The sequence below is a fragment of the Bombella intestini genome, from assembly GCF_002003665.1.
GTDB classification, from domain to species: Bacteria; Pseudomonadota; Alphaproteobacteria; order Acetobacterales; family Acetobacteraceae; genus Bombella; species Bombella intestini.
Window position 1 is genome coordinate 146,922 of sequence record NZ_JATM01000003.1, and the last position, 19,798, is coordinate 166,719.

A 19,798-nucleotide genomic window follows, 5' to 3' on the forward strand; every position below is an offset into this window, starting at 1 on the left:
AGAATCGGACACGTTCGGGATGGATCCGCCACGGGGCTGAGGTGAATGGTTTTAGCCCTGTTTCGGACGGAGCCTTCCCTGCGGTCAAGGGGGGATATGGTTTTGCATGGCAGTTGTGACATGCAGGTTACATCTTACATAACGAGGACGCCGCTGGCTCCCGGTTTGTGGCGTTTTGCGAGGTCTTCCGGCTCGACATGAATATGGATGGACGACCGACCCAGCACGGCCCGTATGGCATTCTCAATCCGATCGCAGATGTCATGAGCATCGGTGATGCGCATCTCATCAGGCACGATGAGATGGAACTCCACAAAATAGAGGGCACCGACCCGCCGCATACGCAGGTCATGCGCCTCCAGCGCACCTTGCCCAGCCTGCGTGATGGTCTGGCCGACTTCGTGGACGAGTTCGGGCGGGGGGGCTTCATCCAGCAAGCCGGTCATGGAATGACGCATCATGCCAAAACCGGTCCAGAGAACATTTAGGGCCACAAGGGCGGAAAGCAGCGGGTCCAGCCAGAGCCAATGTAGGATCGGGATTAGGCAGACACCAATCAGCAGTGCCAGACTGGCCCAAACATCGGAGAGAACATGATCCCCGGCCGAACTTAGGGCTTGAGAGTGATGTTTTTTCCCCATGCGCCGCAGGATGAGGGCCCAGATGAGGTTGATGACGCCTGCCGAGGCATTGAGCAGCGCACCGGGTAGAGGGGCTTCTGGTGCCTGAATATGGAGGGCATCGTGTCCCGCAATGGACAGAATGACCAGAGCAGTTAGAACCACTAAAACACCCTCGATGACAGCCCAGACATATTCTGCTTTGCCGTGCCCGTAAGGGTGGTTGTCATCCGCCGGACGGGCAGCAAAAGCCACAGCCCAGAGCGTGCCGACCGAGGCCAGAACGTTTAGAATGGTTTCGATGGCATCGGAGAGCAAGGCTCCGGAACCGGAAACAGCCCATGCAGCATATTTGATACCTAGAACGACAAGGCTGACGAGAATGGAGAGGCGGGCCACCCGTAGGCGTAATGACGTGGCGGCGTTGTCCTTGGGTAATTCGGCGTCAGACGTGGTGGTGGGCATGGGTGTGGTCCGTCTCTTTCGGGGCGGTATGGGGTGTGTTGCAAGCCGGTGTAGCACAGAGGGTGCCCTCCGGTGGTTCTACCTGAAATGTAGGGTGACCAATGGAAAATTCTTCCCGTAGCAGGGTCGTAGCCTGCGTTAGCAGGGCTGCTGTCTTGCTTTGGGCTTCCCGGGCGGAGCAGTCCGCTGGAATGGGGTGGAGGACCAGATGGACCGTCAGGGCGGTTTCGGTCGTGCTGATGGGCCAGATATGGAGGTGATGCAGGTCAGCGATTCCCGGCAAATTTCGTAGGGCGTCTTCCACGGCACGGGGCGCAATGGCTTGGGGGACTCCATCCAATGCGAGGCCAAGCGCATGGGTTAGTAGAGACCATGTGCCCCAGATGATCAGCCCGGAAACGATGAGGCTAGCCAGCGGGTCAATGTAGGAAAGGCCTGTCAGCGTGATGAGGATACCGGCAATGACCACCCCAAGGGCCATGAGCGCATCGGAGGCCATATGAAGGAAGGCTCCCCGCATGTTCAGGTCGTGGTGTGCTCCTCTCATGAGCAACAGGGCCGTGCCTCCATTGATGAGGATACCAATCCCCGCCACGACACTGATGGTCCGGCCTTGTACGATCTCGGGGTGGATGAGGTGCCAAATGGCCTGCCAGATGATGCCCCCTGTAACGAGCAGGAGGATGGTAGCGTTGAGCAACGCCGTTAGGATGGTGGCCCGTTTTAGCCCGTAGGTGAAGCGTTCGCTGGGCGTGCGGCGTGCGAGTATCTGGGCACCCCATGCGGCCAGTAGGCTTAGTACATCTGAGAGATTATGCCCTGCATCGGCTAGAAGGGAGAGGGAGTGAGCCGCAAAGCCCCATCCTGCTTCACCAATAAGGTAAAGCGTGTTGAGGATGATGGCGATGAGGAAGGTGCCACCAAAGGACGCCGGAGCGTGGACATGTCCGTGCCCGTCATGATGGTGGTGCCCATGCCCATGCCCATGCCCATGCCCATGCCCATGTGTATGCGGATCATGGTCGTGATGGGAGCAGGCTGTGCCCTTGGCCGGCTCGTGTGAATGATGGGGCATGGTCGTCATGAAAAACCCTGATAGGCACGAAGATATGTAGGGCGTGCGAGTATAAGACAAACCTATTCAGCTTTCATTACTTTTCTTATCTCAAGCTGATGGATAGGCAGCCTGTATCAGGCGAGCTGTCTTCCCTGCTTGCCAGTGCCCCGGTGCTGGCTCTAAAGGAACGGGCATGACAGCCTTATCCCCCCGTCTCGTTCCTATGCTCCGTCTCAGCAATCTTGCCCTGCCTCTTGATCACACGCCAGAAGAGCTTCGGGCAGCCATTGTGGCTCGTCTGGGCCTTAGGGGTGAGGACCTTCTAGCCTATCATATCTTCCGGCGAGGGCATGATGCCCGGAAGCGGGGCAATATCCAGCTTGTTTACACGTTGGATTGTGATGTGCGGGACTTGGCCGCCGTGCTGGAGCGTTTCAGCAAGGACCAGCATATTCGTCAGACCCCAGATATGCGTTGGGTTCCCCCCGTTCTACCGCCTCATGCGGCCGATCATGCGGTGCGTCCTGTTGTGATTGGGGCTGGTCCCTGTGGTCTTATGGCGGCTCTTGTGCTGGCACAGGCCGGATTGAAGCCAATCATCATAGAGCGTGGCCGTGCTGTGAAGGATCGTACGGTCGATACCTTCGCTCTGTGGCGGAAATCCCGTTTCACGGCAGAAAGCAACGTGCAGTTCGGTGAGGGTGGGGCTGGTACGTTTTCCGATGGCAAGCTCTATTCTGGTGTGTCCGATCCTCGCCATTTGGGTCGCAAGGTTTTAGAAGAGTTTGTGAAAGCCGGTGCTCCGGAAGAAATCCTCACTCTTTCCAAACCTCATATTGGCACTTTTCGGCTGGTGACGGTTGTGCAGTCCTTGCGGGCGCAGATTGAGGCTTTGGGCGGAGAGTATCGTTTCGAGACCCGGCTAGAAGGGATTGAAACAGCACCCGGTGAGGGGGCAGAGCGGCAGGTGACGGGGCTGCGTCTTTCCACGGGTGAGGTGTTGAAGACAGACAGGGTGATCCTAGCGGTCGGTCATTCGGCACGGGATACGTTTGTCATGCTGCATGAAAGCGGCGTGCCCATGCGTGCCAAGCCATTCTCCATTGGGGTACGGATCGAGCATCCGCAGGCGGTGATTGATGTGGCCCGGTTTGGCTCGCAGGCGGGGCATCCATTGCTTGGTGCGGCGGATTACAAGCTGGTGCATCATGCTAGCACGGGGCGGGGTGTTTATTCCTTCTGCATGTGTCCCGGCGGGCAGGTCGTGGCGGCAACTTCGGAGAAAGATCAGGTCGTCACGAATGGGATGAGCCAGTATTCCCGAGCGGAGCGGAACGCTAATAGCGGCATTGTGGTGGAAGTGCGCCCCGGTGTGGATTTCCCGGATGAACCATTGGCGGGGATTGCGTTTCAACGCCAGTGGGAGAAGGCCGCCTTTGTGGCAGGAGGTGGGGATTACCGTGCCCCGGCCCAACGTGTGGGGGACTTCCTCGCTGGGCAGGCGTCCACTGCTTTGGGAACGGTCGTGCCGTCTTATCAACCGGGTGTCACGCCGACTGATCTTGCTAGCTGTCTGCCGGATTTCGTGGTGGCGTCCATTCGTGAGGCTCTGCCCCGGTTTGAGCGGAAGATTAAAGGTTACAGCATGGAGGATGCCGTGATGACGGGGGTGGAAACGCGTACATCCTCTCCATTGCGGATTGACCGTGATGCTACGGGGCAGAGCCCAACCCTGCGGGGGCTTTTCCCAGCGGGTGAAGGGGCTGGCTATGCAGGGGGTATCCTCTCGGCGGGGATTGATGGCATTCGTGTGGCAGAATGGCTGGTTGCGTCCCTATAACGGGAATATCAGGTCAAGCCCTTAACTCATTTATAATAAAAGAAGAACGTATGTCTTTCGTTTGAGAGAATTATTAATGAGAGATTAAATATAAGACTTACGCAAGTCATGTTTCTGCCCAAGTTATGCACTAATTAGACCCCAATTAGGTTTTACCTTTATCCCATAATAGGTGGGGGTATGCGCAGCACCTCCTTCCGCAACAGCGTGGATATTGAGGGATAAGCCGGTGTTTATTATTGAGCAGAACGAGCAGGCTCCGTTGCGCTATCTGGCGAGCCAGAGAACGACCGGGTATCGCCGTTTCGGTTACATGTTGGCTTTGCTCAGCGGAGTGTCTTTAGTACCCGGCGTGGGCAGTGTTGCCCGTGCAGAGAGCATGACAAACACCCAGACTCGCAATCTGTCGCAGGGTACGGAGGTTGCGGGCGACCTTTACCAGCAGGATGGCCAGCTTGGTCTGGATGGCACAAAGGTGGATGGTACCCTCCATCTGGATGGCGGGACGGCCCTCTTCGGCCATAGTGGTACAGGCTATGGCGGTACGTTGGTGCAGTCCTTGGCTGGAAGCGGAAATGGGGTGCTCGATAAACCATCCGTTGATACGAGTCTGGCTATGACGCCGTCCCCCGATACGTCAAAGCCTTATCAGGGTGAGCTGGCGATCAGCCAAGGGAAGGGCGACACTTATAGTGGCTCTCTCAAGGGGACGGGCGTTCTGTCTCTGCTGGATGGTGAGCAGATTCTGACAGGCCAGAACCAGATCAACGGGACCGTAGATATTCGTAACGGCACGTTGGTTCTGAAGGATAAGGGGTCCTTCTCTACGGCACCGGGGAGCGTGACGGGTCCGCTCGTTGTCGGGTTGGCACGCGGGAATCAGGGGCATTTGGTGCTGGATGGGCCTGATGCGCAGATCCAGCGGATGTCCGTTTTCGTTGGTAATGGGGATTCAAATTACGGTGGTGGCGGTGGGCCGCTTGGGACGAGTGATGCAACCCTGAAGAATGGTGCGCAGATTAACGATCGCACTAACGAGAGTCTGCATGTCGTTGTTGGTAACGATCAGAACGGCAATATGAACGTGGAGAGTGGCTCCCGTGTTGCGGCTGATGAGTTCCATGTAGCGGCGTCTCACGGTTTGAGCGGCAATGTGAATGTGACGGGCGATAAGTCCGCTATTGAGGCCACCAATGCCTATGTTGGTTCTGGCGGTACCGGCACGGTGAATGTCAGTGATGGTGGCAGTTTTCAGGCTTCATCTGCGACGGTGGGTGAAGATGGCGGCGAGGGTACCATCGTCATTGGTGCCAATGGCACCATGAAGAACGATACGACAACCATCGGTGCCGGCGGCAAGGGTACTGTAACGGTTGATGGTGGTCGCTTCGAGAGTGACAAGGCCATCCACTTCGGTACGTCCGGCGACAACACCGCCTCCGATGGTACGTTGAACGTGCGGAATGGTGGTACTCTCGTGGCAGCGGATGATGGGTCCTCTCCTGCTATTTCTGTCGAGGACGGTGCAAAAGCCGTTGTTAATCTTGAGAATGCCAAGGTTCAAAACCTTCAGGGGCATGACTTGACCAGCACGGCGGCTCTGCATCTGGCAGGTACGAACGAATTCAATGTCCAGGGCAATAACAACGTATTATGGAACGGTGGCGTATCTGGTGATGACGGTAGCTTAGTCAAGACAGGTACGGGTGTGCTGGAGCTCTCAGGTGGTGGCAGCTACAAGGGGCAGGCGGACGTTCAGTCAGGTTCCTTGCATGCGACAGGCGTTACGATGGCAGGCCCGATCATCAATCAGGCTGATGCTAAATTCTCCCAGAAGGGGGGTGTCCTGTCCGGTGATCTGGATAACAGTGGTAGTGCTTCCATTGATCATGCCGATGTGACGGGAACAGTCACCAACAATGGTACGTTTACAGCCCAGAGCAGCCGGCTTGCGAACCTGGAGAATGTCAGCGGTACATCAACGTTGAATAATACGCTGGCCCTCGATGTCACGACTAAGGAAAATGCTACGCTCATCCTTAAGGATTCGGTAATTCGCTCTTTCCAGAACACTGATAGTGAATTGGATAGTGTGAATTCAAAAATCCCGGGCGTTCCTTCACCTGCTGATGTGAAAAGCGATGAAGATGTTCTGGCGGGGCGCAGTGGTGACGATTCTTCTTATGTGCTGACCGACCGGATCGGCAATGGGGAGATGATCAGCAATAGGGCAGCAGATTCCAGCTCTGACACGAGTGGCTATTCAAAGAACTCGGGTCGGACGAGGTTCAGGCGCACTTCAATCGGCGGGGTGATTAACACTGGCACCCTTCAGCTGTTGGAAAAGTCCACCGGTGGGACAGTGATTCAGAATAGTGGTAAGCTCGTACTTGATGATTCCACGGTTGTGACGCTCGAGGCTAATGGAGGTCTATTTGATATCACCAGCGGCGGGGCAACCGTATGGACATTGAAGGGCAATGGCGACGGTCAGCTGGAAGGGACAATGAACCTGACCAAGGCGGCCGACACCTATTCTGGTAGCATCTCTGGCACGGGTAATCTGACCATCTCTGGCGGTACGGAGACCCTGACCGGGAACAATACCTATACGGGTAACACTGATATTGCCCAGAATGCTGGCTTGGTTCTGAAAGGTTCTGTGAGCGGTCCACTGAATAACTCCGGCACAACGGACGTGGACGGTGGTAAAGTCGCTGGTACGACAACGAATAGCAGCACACTGACCGCTGAGAATGCAACATTGGCTGATGTCATCAACCAGGCTGGTGCTCACTTCAGTGTTTCAGGGGGGCAGATGGCCTCTCTCACAAATAACGGTACGTCAACGCTGGATCAGGGCGCTGTCGTTACGGGGCATATTAATCAGCAGGATGGTGAGCTGGCACTCAATCATGGTCAGCTTAACGGTGTGCTGTCCGCTAATGGTGGCCACTTCACTATTGGTCAGGATGGCTTTGGTGTTGGCTCTCTTGCCGGTAGTGCCAATGGTCAGCTGGAAGGAACATTAAATATTACAGCTGCTGGCGATACCTATGCGGGTAGTCTGACCGGTAATAGCGGTTTGACGGTTTCCGGTGGGCAGGAGGTGCTGACAGGCAATAACAGCTATACAGGCCCAACGCTTGTACAGACGGGCGGTCAGCTAGAAGTGGATGGCGACAATAGTGCTGCCAAGGGTCTGACCTCCGTTACCGATGGCTCTACCCTGCGGGGTAAGGGAACGATCGGCGGTGATGTGAACATCGCTTCCGGTGCCACGCTAGCTGCGGGGGCCGCGGCGGCTCCATCCACCCTGACAGTCAACGGTAATCTGAATTTGGCTGATGGTTCCCATCAGGTTTTCCGTCTTGGGCAGGCTGATACAGCTGGTGGTGCCTATAACGACTTTGTGGATGTTAAGGGGAATCTGGCTCTGGGGGGTACGCTCTCCATTCAGCCAACCGAGGGCGGCCCGAATGTCAACAACTCGTCTCTGATGACGGGTCTGTATCGCCTGTATAGCTATGGCGGGGTATTGTCCGGCACGCAGCAGCATATCGAGGTGGCTTCTCAGACTCCTACGGAAGGGCTAGCCCTTCAGACCTCTATCGACCATCAGGTGAATCTGGCCGTTAGGACGGATGGCTTCAATTATTGGGATGGAGACAACAGCTCTCACCGGGCCGCAAATGGAACGGGGAACGATAGGGTTGATGGTGGTAATGGTGTCTGGAGTGCGGCTAACTCGCAGGGTACTCCTAACTGGGCTACGGCCGATGGGATCACCAATGCCCAGTGGCAGGCTGGCAACATGGCCATTTTTGCAGCATCTGCCGGTACGGTTACTGTTGACGATAAGAAGGGCGAGGCACCTGTTTCTTTCTCCGGAGCTCAGTTTGCTAATAATGATGGTAAACAGTATCTGGTAACAGGTGACAATTTGTATGCCTCTACTGGCAAGACTGTCATCCGTGTGGGGGATGGTACATCTGCTGGTAAGGATATCACGGCGGAGATCGCCTCTGTCATTGATGGCAGCCACGTTGATGGCGGTACGGGGCTGGATAAGACAGACCTCGGCACACTGCTTCTCACCTCGGACAACCAATTCGCAAAGCCGACCCAGATTGAAGCTGGTACGTTGCAGCTTGGTAATGGTGGCACAACGGGGTCCCTTGGCCAGCAGGATATCGTCAATAACGGCGTACTTGCTGTGGATCATAGCAATGATGTCACGTTGGGGCAGGCTATTTCTGGTAGCGGTTCTGTTGTGCAGAAGGGCTCTGGCACGACTACGCTGGCCGGTGAAAACAGTTATAGCGGCGATACTAATGTTCAGAATGGCCGCCTGAATCTGACTGGCTCTCTTGCGGGGAACCTAAACAACGATGCCACCACCACGATTGATGGCGGTAAGGTTGCTGGGACAACGACCAACAGAGGCACGCTGACGACACAAAAGGCCACGCTGGCAAGTGTTGTTAACCAGAGCGGCACAGCCTCCCTGACGGATAGCACTGTCAGCCATGTTACCAATGCTGAAGGAGCCAGTCTGAACGCAACAGGTGGCACGCTGGCGGATGTCGCCAACCAAGGCGGCACAGCCTCTCTGACGGGCAGCACGATCGGCCAAGTTACCAACCAAGGCGGTACAGCCTCTCTGACGAGCAGCACTATCGACCAGGTTACTAACCAGAGCGGCACAACATCCCTCACGGATAGCACTGTTGGGCACGTTGCCAACGCTGAGGGGGGCAGTCTGAACGCAACAGGTGGTACGCTGGCTTCTGTGGCGAATAGCGGTAGCATGACGCTGGGCAAGGATAGCCATGTCACGGGTGATGTTTCTAACGACAAGGGAGATCTGACTCTCGATGGGAGCCAGATTTCCCAAACTCTGAAAGCCCAGGGTGGTCAGTTTAACGTTACGAGCAATGGTGCGGAGATTGGCTCTCTTGCTGGGGCTGGGAATGGTATCGTTAACGGCACTCTGAATCTGACCGATGCGAAAGATAGTTATGCTGGTAGTCTCTCCGGTACCGGTGGGCTAACACTTTCTGGCGGGCATGAGACCTTGACCAACCAGTCCCATCTCGGTGGCCCTGTCGCTGTGGATAATGGCACGCTGGCTCTTACCGGGCCGACAGCCCATTTGACCGCCGATAGCGGTGTGAAGATCGGTGCTGGTGAGGCTGGTGAACTTACGCTTTCCGGTGGTGCTGCCGTGCAAAGCCATGCTCCGATTGTGTTTGCTAAGGCTGAAACGGCACCGGCTAATGGTTTCAATGCCAAGTTGAATGTCCTTGATGGCAGTATGTTGAGTGCTGGTGATGCCAATGGCAGACCCGGATTGGCGGCCGAGGAGGGTTCCAAAGCGCAGTTGACGTTGGATGGTGGTACGCTTCAGAACCAGAAGGGGGCAGATCTGACCAGCACTGTGGATACGTCCATCGGTTCCACGGGGGCAGTGTTCGATGTGCAGGACCAGAACCACATGACGTTGGGTAGCGCTGTGCATCTGACGAGTGATGGCAATACTGGTAGCCATGCTCTGACAAAGACAGGGACAGGTACCTTCACCTTTGCAGGGGATGGGTCCGGCTTTAGCGGTCCGACGGACATTCAGTCTGGTTTGATGGTCGTTGAAGGGAACATGGCCCAGTCCACCATGACTGTGCAGCATGGCGGTGCGCTGGCCGGGAATGGCCATGTGGGCGGTGTGCTGGTGGCCAATGGTGCGACCCTAGGTGCAGGGAATGAGAAAAATGAGGGCGGCCTGCACATTAACGGGGACCTGACTATGGCCAAGGGCTCGGTCCTGTTCGTTCGTGGTGATAATGAGGCCACCGGACAGAAGCTGACCGGGCCGAATGGCTTCACCTACAGTGAGCTTAAGTCAGACCGGATTTTGGTCTCTGGCAAGGCTGACATTCAGGGAGGTACGCTGGACCTTCAGGTGAAGAACCCGGCGGAACTGCATTATGGGCAGGCCTATCATGTGCTGAGTGCCAATGGTGGTGTGAACGGTCGGTATGATGATCTGAAGACCAATATCGGTCAGGATTATGCCTATCTGGCCCCACGCCTTGTCTATCAGGGCGATGATGTGGATGTGATGCTCCGCCGCTCGCTTAATGGTTATGATTCTGTCGGCCGGACCCGTAATGAGGTTACGGCCGGACAGGGGCTAAACCGTATCGCCGAGAATACCGAGCTAGCCCAGGCCATGACAGTTCTGACGAAAGATCAGGCTCGCCACGCCTTGGACAACCTCTCTGGTGAGCTGCACGCTTCCATCCGAACAGGGCTGATTCAGGATAGTTTCTATATCCGTAATGCAGCACTTAATCGTCTGGCAGCGGCTGACTGCGACTATGGCCGTAACGGGCAGAGCTTCTTCGACCTGAAGACGCATAAAAAGAATGGCACCTGCTATTCTGACCATGCGATCATGTGGGGGCAGGCTTATGGTGGCATGGGCTTCAATAGTGGGGACGGTAATGCAGCCCTCACGCATCACAATACAGCAGGCTTTGTGATAGGTGCGGATGCACCGATCAATCATAGCAACTGGCGTGTTGGTGGGTTGCTGTCGTACGGGCACTCGCAGTTCGATGTCCAGCGTGGTCGTTCTTCTTCGGCTAATAGTAACAATATCAGCATCGGTGCTTATGCTGGCACGCATTGGGGCCGTCTGAATCTCCGTTTTGGGGCGATCTATAGTTGGAACGTCATCAATACCCATCGCCATGTTGCTGTGGGGGATTATGGCGGGCGTCTGAGCAGCGGTTATCTGGGCGGAACGGCTCAGGGCTTTGGGGAGCTTGGTTATAAGTTCCGTGGAGAGCGGAGCATGTTCGAGCCGTTCATGAATGTGGCTTATGTGAACATGCAGATGAATAGCTACCGTGAACATGGCAATGAGGCCGCCCTGCGGAGCCATGGGACAGATCAGGGCGTGACCTTCTCGACCTTCGGTTTCCGCGCAGCGACACAGATGGATGTTGGCAAGGCTGTCCTTATGCCTCACATCATGGGGGGATATCGTCACGGGTTTGGGCGTATGCGCTCCGGCCTGCATGAGGGCTTTTCTGTTGGTAGTGGTGGCAGCAGCATGGATGTTGCCGGGGTGCTGCTCTCCAGCAATGCCGCTGTGGTTGAAGCTGGCGTTGCGGCGAAGGTCACAGATCGTATCAATGTGGACCTTTCTTACATCGGCCAATATGGCACTCATTCTACCGAGAGTGGTGCGACAGGAAGTGTCAATGTGAGCTTCTAAGCCACATCATTCGGGTATGATGATAAAAAGGCGGTCCGTCATGGGCCGCCTTTTGCTTTTGTTCTTAATCTCCAAAGCTATAGCCGGTTTTTTTATCTCCTAGCGCACATCCTTCGGGCGAAAGAGTGTGACGCCAATGCTGATGAGTGTGCCAGAAAGAACGCAGAGAGTGGCAGCAACGGGCAGGCCAGTCACCAACGGGGCAAGGGAGGGAACGAGCCTTCCTGCCACGCCTTGCCCTAGTGACCCAACGGCATAGCTTGTGCCCATGCCTGCACTGCGGTGTGCATCGGGGAAACGCCGAGAGAGGTAATGAGGCACCAGCGCATAAACGCCCGAGGCCGCAGCCCCAATGAAGAAAGCAGAGGCGAGAAGGATGGCCCATGGCCCAGCATTAAGGAATGGGATGATCAGCAACATGACGCCAACAAGTGCGGCCCGCATGACGGTATCTTCCCCAAAACGGGTTGCTAGTGCACCGCAGAGGATTTTCCCACTGAGTGACCCGAGACAGTACAGAGCTACAGGCCAGAAGATCATCTGTGGGCTGAGATGGTGACTGTCCCGCAGGATGGTGGGGTAAAACGTATAGAGGGCGGCTTTTTGGAACTCCAAAAAGCACATGAAGGCAATAGCCTGAAAGGCCGCACCACTCCAGAATTGCCGAACAGTCTGCCAGAAGGAAACGGAGAGTGTTTCTGCGCCATCGGCCCGCTGTTTCTTCTTTTCCTCCTGCACTGCCAGCCAGAGAGGACTTTCCTTCACCTTGAAGCGGATGAAGATGATGAGTAGGGCCGGTAACAGCCCGATGAAGAACATGACCCGCCATCCATAATGGGGCAGGATGAGGGCCTGCGCCCCGGCAGAAGCCATGTAGCCGACTTCGTAACCGGACATCATGGTAGCGGAGGCCAAAGGCCGGAGAGACGCAGGGACGCTTTCCATCAACAAGGTGGCGGAAGCTGTCCATTCACCCCCAAAGCCGATTCCAAAGAGGAATTGGATGATAACCAGCGTGGCGATGCTGTGGGTTGTGCCCGTCAGAGCGGCAAAGAGGGCAAAGAAGAGGATTCCCAGCGTGAAGGCAGGTTTGCGGCCAAAGCGGTCGGAGAGCCACCCCCACCCTGTGTTGCCCACAGCACGCCCTAATGCTTGTGCCAAAAAGACACTGCCAAGAGCGGAGAGCGTACAGCCGAAGTCCTTGGCAATATCGGGGAGGGTGAACATGAGGGCTGTTTGGTCGAATGCATCAAGAAACCAGCCGCTGAAGGCAGCAAGCGTGACCTGCCAGTAAGGTAGCAGGGCACTAAATCCCGGCCGGTCATCCGGGGAGGGGGAAGAAGCGGAAACAGGCAAGATGGGCCTCCGGCAAGAAACATTCCCTGTATTAGGGAACAGTATGGCCACCAGCTATAGAGGAGTGATTCAAAAAACTGTAGCTAGATAGTCCTGTTTAAAACAGTCTGTAATCATGTTTTCGTTTATAACAGTGTTTAAGCCTTGCTTTCTGGAGGCTGGGCCATAAAGTGAGACCCCAAGGAGAGCAATGTCTATGAATTATGATACCCTGTTCCAGAATGCGCTGGATGGCCTCCGTGCTGATGGTAGTTACCGTTATTTTGCGGAGCTGGAGCGGCATGTTGGTAAGTTCCCCAAGGCCTTTCATCATGGGGTTGGGCGTGATGTGACCGTCTGGTGCTCTAATGATTATCTGGGCATGGGGCAGCATCCTGATGTACTGGCTGCCATCCATAAATCCTTGGATGAGAGCGGTGCAGGTGCAGGGGGAACACGCAATATTTCCGGCACGAACCATTATCACGTCATGCTGGAGAAGGAGCTTGCCTCCCTGCATGGCAAGGAAAGTGCCTTGCTCTTCAATTCCGGCTACCTTTCCAACTGGGTCACGTTGGGCACGCTAGCCGCCCGGCTGAAAGGGTGTGTCGTGCTGTCGGATGAGCTCAATCATGCTTCTATGATTGAAGGCATCCGCCATTCCCGCGCGGAGAAGCGCATCTTCAAGCATAATGATCTCGAGGACCTAGAGGCAAAACTGAAGGAATTGCCGCTGGATACGCCGAAGATCATCGCCTTTGAATCCGTTTATTCCATGAATGGCGACATCGCTCCGATTGAAGAAATCTGCGATCTGGCCGACCGCTATAATGCTATGACCTATCTGGATGAGGTTCATGCTGTGGGTATGTATGGTCCGCAGGGTGGTGGTGTAGCGCAGGAACGTGGTCTGGAACATCGCCTGACTGTTATTGAAGGAACATTGGGCAAGGCTTACGGCGTAGTAGGTGGCTATATTGCTGCCTCTGCGGCATTGTGTGACTTTGTACGGTCCTTCGGGTCCGGTTTCATTTTCTCCACGTCTCTACCGCCGATGATTGCCGCTGGTGTGCTGGCGAGCGTTCGCCATCTGCGCAACAGCGATGCCGAGCGGAAAGGCCAGCGGGCTGCCGTGGCCCTGCTGCGGAAGAAGCTGGAAGCGGTGAAGATTCCTTATATGCGTGGTCAGTCGCACATCACGCCGGTGATGGTGGGGGATGCGACCCTCTGCCGTGAATTGACAGACAGCCTGCTGAAGCGGTTTGGCCATTACCTCCAGCCTATCAATTATCCGACCGTTCCCCGTGGGACGGAACGTCTGCGTTTGACACCCGGTCCGCTTCATACAGAAGAAGAGCTGGACTCTCTGGTCAGTGCGCTGGATACACTGTGGACGGAACTAAAGCTGCCTCGTACAGCGGCCTAAAACCCACTTACGATCTGGAAGTCGCAGAATGTTCCACGGCGGTTAGCGAGTTCCGTCGTGTGGATGCGGCGGAGGCGGATTCCAGCATCGAAGGTGATGTTAATATGTTGGTTCAGGCTGCCGGTGATGTCCGCTCCCACGCTAGCGAGCGTGGCAGCCCGTGCGCCTGTGCCAACATGGCGCACCTGCCGGTTATCTGCCCAGTCCCAGAAGATGCCGAGCTTGTTGCTATCCGGCTGCCCCGGTGTGGGTAGATGGGCCAGCTTGAGAAGGGACAAGGCGGGGGTGAAGAGTTCCTCGCTGACGGCATTGCCATTACTGCCGAATGACGTATTGGCGAAATAACCGCGCGCATTGCCCATGCCACCAATCATCAGCTGTTCACTATAGAGCAGGTTCTTGCTGGCCCGCTGGAAGGTCACTTTCGTGGTGGAGGAAAAGCCATAAGGCAGGTCCTGTGTGCGGGTGAGCATTAGCCGGTCATAAACATAATTGGGGCTGGAGAGCGGGAAGATGCTCGCATAGGCCCGCCGTGTATCATTCTTCATTAGGCCGCCGGGGCCATAGAAGAACTGGTTGTTGATTTGCGTCTGCCCCAATGGGTCTTGAATGGACCCTGTATAGCCTACAACAAACTGAGCAGTATCGGCTTTGGAGAGTGTGATGGTGCGGGTGTGGTAGAACTGGTCGGAATGTGTGTTCTTCCAGTCAAAGCCAAGTTGGATCATGCCATCCAGCCCGACATCACGCCCAAGAGCGATATGGTCGAACATATGCAGCCAGCGTATGGAGACCTGCCCGCTGAGGCCACGGTTTATGAGGTCTGGCGTGTTGCTGGTCGGGTGGGAGAGGGCATAATTGCCAAAGATATCTAGGGCATTATGCCCGAAAAGTGGGATAGTCCAGCTTGCCGAGTGGTTGTCGAAGCGGTTCATGAAGGTGCGGTTGAACTGGTAGGTCAAGATATGTCCTAGCCCAAACGCATTGCCCCATGAGGCTCCTGTATACCAGTTGAGGCGACCTAGTGAACGGTCCGCCTGATTGTTCATGGCTCCATAGACATAGACAGGGAAACGGTCCGTCACATTAATGTCCACATCCGTGCTGCCGGGGCGACTGCCGGGGCGGTAGATGAGGTCTGCCGTGCGGAACGGATTGAGATTCAGCCAGTCCAGGTCCGTCTGAAGGGCTGTCAGGGCCATGGTCTGGGTAGGATGGAGATTGCTGGCCTGACGGATCTGCCACGAGGGCATCCAGCGGTTGCCATGCACAGTGATGCGGTCCAGACGATATTCTGAGACATTAATACGCAATACGCCTCCATGCACACGTTGGGGCGGTACCGTCACACTGATGAAGGCCCGGTCATTCCGGCGGAAAAAGATGGCGATGGCCCCCGTCAGTTCGTGCATCTTCTGGAAGGTCAGTGGATGGCCGATATAGGGTAGAATGACCTTATAGAGGGTTGGAGAATGGCTTAGCCGTAATCCTTCTGAAGAGATGGTCTGCTGGCCTGTCCTATTGCCCCGTTGTCCAGCCGGTTGCAGGATGACGGCCTCTAGCTTCGGCAGGGCAATGGTTTCTTCCAGATGGGGAGTTGGATTTGGCCCTGCTGGTCCCTGTGGAGTAGGGGGTTCCATAATGTGAGGGGTGATGTGGTCTAACCCGTCACCCGGTTCTGTCCCTGTGTTGTTGGCTGTTGGGCTACCAATCGTATGATGGTTGAAGAAACCCAGAGGAGTAGGCATTGAGGTAATGGGAACAGCAGCCGGCGTGGAAGCTGCCGGAACACCTTGCGCCAGTGCTTCGCCCGGCAGCAGCAGCCCCCCCAGCAGTAGGGCAGGATGCTGGAGACGGGGGAAATAGCGGGTCAATTTGGTGATGGAGGAGATGGGGCCAAGTTTCACGGGGTAGCAGCACCAGAGAGGGCACTGTTGCGTAGCTCTACATCGCCATTAGGGAGAAGCTGGGCAGTATTGACGGGTATTTCGTTAGAGCGGTTCCCCGCTAGGGTGAAAGCGTTACCATCTGCACTGGCGAGACTGGCAGCGGCATCCAGCATCAGGGCGGTGTCACTGGGGTTTGTCTTATGGCAGGGCTCTGGGAGGATATACAGCCCAGTCGGGCCGAAAGAGGCGTTTAGGGTTGCACGGTGCGTGCGGGGGGCGTTGGGGCTGGATGTGGTCAGGTTGGGTTGCGAACTGACCCCGATAGTCACAGTTTCGAACCCTTTGCCATGCCGTAACGTACCGAAGCGGTAGGGGGTATGAGGGGCTGTTTTTTTGGGAGAAGTGGGCAGCGGCCCGGTGCCGGGTGTCTGGCAGCCACCGGGTGGGACAAGTAGCCCATTGGGAGCGGTGACCGTACCATCGGCGGCAATGCGATAAACTTCACCAGTTAGGCTGGTCTGCTTTTTAATGGGGGAATGGGTGTTGCCCACAACGCTGTCGAGCATCGTATTGGCTGTCGTGGCACTTCGGGCGCCGGGAGAATAGCCAGCCACGGGCGTACTTTGGCCCCAAGCAGGCGATGTTATGGAGGCAGACAATAGGCCAGCGACCAGCGTAGCAGGCAGGAGCCTAACCAGAATGGCTGTAGTGGAGGCACCCATGGAAGATGATCCCCTTTTGTGGAAGACAGCAGCAGCCGTTCACGGATAGGGGATTTATAAAGTATTTTTTAAGAATAGTAAAATATTTCCAGAACCCGCCTATGCTCCAGTGCTTCTCGAAATTTATCGAAAAGCACCGGAGGAAGCTTTCTTAGATCATGGCTACTTTTTGCGGCAGGGCAATAGTGGAGGTTTCTGCTTGGGTCTCATCAATATAGGGGCCTTCTGCCAGTATCTGGACGCTCAGCATGTCCCGTTCATGGATAGAAGGGGCCTCGCCTAATGAGAGAACAGCATTGCCATTTGTCCAGCGGCAGGGGCAGGCCTCTACCACGTCCCAGCCGGGAGCATGTTGGTCCGTCAAATGGGATGTCAGATGGTGGGTCTGACCATTTTGGTACAGTTCCACAGTGCCAATGAGCACACCGAGAAAACGGCGGTCATCTATATAGGGGCCAACCGCATCGCAGGGGCGGCTCGTACGAGAGCGAAGGCGAAGAACCTTAACTCCTTCTGGCAACAGAAAGACGGCCCGATCCTGCACTCGGCGGATTGGGTAGAGGATCTCCCCGGTATCAGTCATCAGATGGAAGTCCGAATCCTGAATCAGGGAAAGAGGCGGCACCTGTCGGGCAAAGCCGAGGGAACGGGCCCGCTCATCCAGCCTCTCATAAAGTGGCCGGACAAAGGCGGCATCCACAGCGAGCGGTGCGCAAGCGTCCTTTTCCCAGCTTTTGGAAGGCGGTGGGAAGGTCACGATATTGCCCTGTTGGAGGAAGTCCATATCGTGGAAGTTGCGGCGGCTGCTCTCCGTATTGAGATAGCTTTCCGTGACCACATTATTGGCATGGACAATACTGTGCTCTGCTGTCTCAAAGTGATAATAATCGTAGGAAAGAAGGCTACGGTCATAGAAAATAGACCGATGATTGACGAGCATCCGCACCGGCACAAAACGACCGTTGAAATAAAGCGTATGTTCTGCCGTCACATATAGGTCGACATTCGGGCAATTCTCTCCCAATGCTCCCTTGCTAATGCAGACAGCATAACCAGCCCGGTCATCTGGGAGGTCTGGCTGAACCTCGACATGACCACGCCCAATCCATGTGATCGCCTCTGGCGTCTGCTTCTCAGTGGGGCCGGTTAGAACAAGGTCACCGACTGCGAGAGTCTCAACAGCTTTTTGGCCAGTGTCCGTGGCGATCATAGAGCCAGGCAGGAAGCAGGCAATGTCTATGTTGGGTGCCCCGCCATCAAAGTCCCAATCGACATTCGACAGGACCACCGTGGAACCAGGTGTGGCCGGGTTGTGCTGCTCAACGGATTCATAGCCCGTGTTCGGAACAAGCTGGAAATAAATATAGTTTGGGCTACTGTTTATGGCCTGATTGAGTGCAGCAACCCCGGCAGGTTGTTCATCAGCAGGGATAGGGACATATTGCCGCCCATTTCCTACTTGCTCAACGAATTGAACCTGCTGAATGGCAAATTCAGCAATAACGGCAGGTGTGGGGGGATAGACATCTTTGTAGGAAAACGAGCCAACATACGACAGATACGTTATCCCAAACATATTCGAGTTGGGAATATGCATGACGGCGACGGCTCGATCGCCCTTTTTGCTGATGTTTGCCCCTTGGAACATGGCAACCTGATAGATTGGTTGCGCACGCGTGATTTGGGAGTTGGGGTTGAGCCTCGTGTTAAAGACGTTTCCGGTCTGCGGATTTGGGAGAGTCTCTGGGCCGAACCAAAAACCGGGGTAGCTGTCGTTATTATTCCCCCCCGCACCAGGGGCTAAGTTGGAGTAATTCTGCGATTTTTCCCATGTGATCGACATGATATTTCTCTCCGAGGGGTGCGGTCCGCCCGATGGTTCCGTGCGATGGGGACTCATGATGACGAGAGTTCTGTGGTATTTTTGTGGTGTATTTCAGGAAGGTTTATGAATTAATTTCAGTACTGCGAGTAAGAATTTATTTTTTACTTTTCGTAAACAGTTATATTACTTTCTCTAAGGGGATGAATCAGTCTGGTAGCGGTAGTTTTTGGTTTTAGTCAGCTTGTCGAGCTAGGATAACAGGTCTGTATGGCCTATTCTCTTTCGTAGGATGGGCGGGGCAGATACGATTGGGGGCCAGTATGACACGACCTACAGGATGCGGGCCTGCTCTGGATGAGATCAGAGGCAAGGATGGGCAGGAGTGCAAGATGTTGGCCGAACAGGCCACGGATTGCCTTCTGGATTATCTATATGGGGAGCCAAAGGCACTGATTGTTGATAGTGCCCTGTTCCTGCTGGAGATACAGAAAATCTGGCAGCAACATGATGTTGATGAAGGTGCCATCTGGCAGGAGCTGAATGAGCGGATTGACCTTTCATCCGATCTGCTGAAACGTGGCATCCGGGCCCGCAAGGGGGGGCGTTATCGGTCCACCAAACTGCCCTAACGGGCTAGGCGGTCTGGATGGGATTTTATGGTGAAGGAGCGGCAGAACCGTAATGACAGGCCAACATGGGGCATTTCTGGAGCATCTGGGGGCGATGGACTGGGGTATTCTGGCCCTCATTGGTCTTTCGGCTTTGTGGGGGCTTGTGCGGGGCTTCTCGCAGGAGAGCGGGGCGTTGCTTGTCTGGGTTGGCAGCTTCTGGCTCGTTGGCCGATGGGGGAATGTGGTTCTATCACATGTGGCACCGCTCGTTTCCCCATCCCTTCAGGGTACGCCGGTCTTTGTGTGGGGTGGGCGGCTTGTGTTGTTCACTCTGATCATGATTGTTTTTAATCTGCTCACCAGCCAGTTGGCTCGTAGCGTGAGGGGGGTACTCTCCGGCCCTCTGGATGCTCTGCTGGGGGGTGGTTTTGGGTTGCTGCGTGGGTATGTCGTGCTGGTTTTGCTCTTCTGTGCTGGTAGTTATTTAGCGCAAGATTGGTTGGAGACAGCCATGCAGGGGAGCGTTTTTGCGCCATTCATCGTGCGTGGCGTGGCTTTTTTACAGGGTTATATACCGCTTTCATGGTCGGAACATCTTGCCTTTCTGCCATCGAATAGCCATTGAAGGGGGGTCGCAGGCATCACCCTGACGGACAGGCTTCCCTCACGCAGGGAAATAGTCGGTTTTTTCAAGGGGTTGGCTGCCTGTACTGCTGTGCCACTTAG

11 protein-coding genes are annotated in these 19,798 nt (G+C 55.5%); 5 read left to right on the top strand and 6 right to left on the bottom strand.

Annotated elements, in window-relative coordinates; all coding sequences use genetic code 11:
* Positions 1 to 134 precede the first annotated feature (134 nt).
* Both AL01_RS05590 and AL01_RS05595 read right to left on the bottom strand, forming a co-directional pair.
* Positions 135 to 1,085, bottom strand: a complete 951-nt coding sequence (locus tag AL01_RS05590; protein ID WP_077396480.1) for a cation diffusion facilitator family transporter — start codon at positions 1,083 to 1,085, stop codon at positions 135 to 137.
* Positions 1,066 to 2,169 carry a cation diffusion facilitator family transporter gene (locus tag AL01_RS05595; protein WP_077396481.1) on the bottom strand — a complete coding sequence of 368 codons (1,104 nt, stop codon included), beginning with the start codon at positions 2,167 to 2,169 and terminating at the stop codon, positions 1,066 to 1,068. Before AL01_RS05595 ends, AL01_RS05590 begins: the two co-directional genes overlap by 20 nt.
* 196 nt (positions 2,170 to 2,365) lie before the next feature.
* Here AL01_RS05595 and AL01_RS05600 point away from each other — a divergent pair, with 196 nt between their 5' ends.
* Positions 2,366 to 3,982: an NAD(P)/FAD-dependent oxidoreductase gene (locus AL01_RS05600; protein ID WP_077396649.1), complete on the top strand. Its 1,617-nt coding sequence runs from the start codon at positions 2,366 to 2,368 to the stop codon at positions 3,980 to 3,982.
* A gap of 229 nt (positions 3,983 to 4,211) precedes the next feature.
* The gene (locus AL01_RS05605; RefSeq protein WP_077396482.1) at positions 4,212 to 11,264 is read left to right on the top strand and encodes an autotransporter domain-containing protein; all 7,053 of its coding nucleotides are present in this window, start codon (positions 4,212 to 4,214) and stop codon (positions 11,262 to 11,264) included.
* A 99-nt stretch (positions 11,265 to 11,363) separates the two neighbouring features.
* Here AL01_RS05605 and AL01_RS05610 read toward each other — a convergent pair whose 3' ends face one another.
* On the bottom strand, positions 11,364 to 12,620 hold the full coding sequence (locus AL01_RS05610; RefSeq protein ID WP_143280705.1) for an MFS transporter: 1,257 nt from the start codon (positions 12,618 to 12,620) through the stop codon (positions 11,364 to 11,366).
* A gap of 196 nt (positions 12,621 to 12,816) precedes the next feature.
* Between AL01_RS05610 and hemA the strand changes: the two genes are divergently transcribed.
* Positions 12,817 to 14,025 (top strand): 5-aminolevulinate synthase, encoded by a 1,209-nt coding sequence (gene hemA / locus AL01_RS05615; protein ID WP_077396483.1) that lies wholly within the window; start codon positions 12,817 to 12,819, stop codon positions 14,023 to 14,025.
* Here hemA and AL01_RS05620 read toward each other — a convergent pair.
* The 3 genes from AL01_RS05620 to AL01_RS05630 form a co-directional block, all read right to left on the bottom strand.
* A complete protein-coding gene (locus AL01_RS05620) occupies positions 14,022 to 15,932 on the bottom strand; it encodes a ShlB/FhaC/HecB family hemolysin secretion/activation protein (RefSeq protein ID WP_077396484.1) in 1,911 nt (636 codons plus the stop codon). The two genes, hemA and AL01_RS05620, sit on opposite strands and share 4 nt — an antisense overlap.
* Positions 15,929 to 16,636 carry a hypothetical protein gene (locus AL01_RS05625; protein ID WP_077396485.1) on the bottom strand — a complete coding sequence of 236 codons (708 nt, stop codon included), beginning with the start codon at positions 16,634 to 16,636 and terminating at the stop codon, positions 15,929 to 15,931. The genes AL01_RS05620 and AL01_RS05625 overlap by 4 nt, the downstream gene beginning before the upstream one ends.
* A gap of 151 nt (positions 16,637 to 16,787) precedes the next feature.
* A complete protein-coding gene (locus AL01_RS05630) occupies positions 16,788 to 18,479 on the bottom strand; it encodes a Hint domain-containing protein (RefSeq protein WP_158075941.1) in 1,692 nt (563 codons plus the stop codon).
* Positions 18,480 to 18,781: 302 nt separating this feature from the next.
* Between AL01_RS05630 and AL01_RS05635 the strand changes: the two genes are divergently transcribed.
* Together AL01_RS05635 and AL01_RS05640 are read left to right on the top strand one after the other, a co-directional pair.
* The gene (locus AL01_RS05635; protein WP_077396487.1) at positions 18,782 to 19,090 is read left to right on the top strand and encodes a hypothetical protein; all 309 of its coding nucleotides are present in this window, start codon (positions 18,782 to 18,784) and stop codon (positions 19,088 to 19,090) included.
* 52 nt (positions 19,091 to 19,142) lie between these two features.
* Positions 19,143 to 19,697 carry a CvpA family protein gene (locus AL01_RS05640; protein ID WP_077396488.1) on the top strand — a complete coding sequence of 185 codons (555 nt, stop codon included), beginning with the start codon at positions 19,143 to 19,145 and terminating at the stop codon, positions 19,695 to 19,697.
* Positions 19,698 to 19,798: the final 101 nt, after the last annotated feature.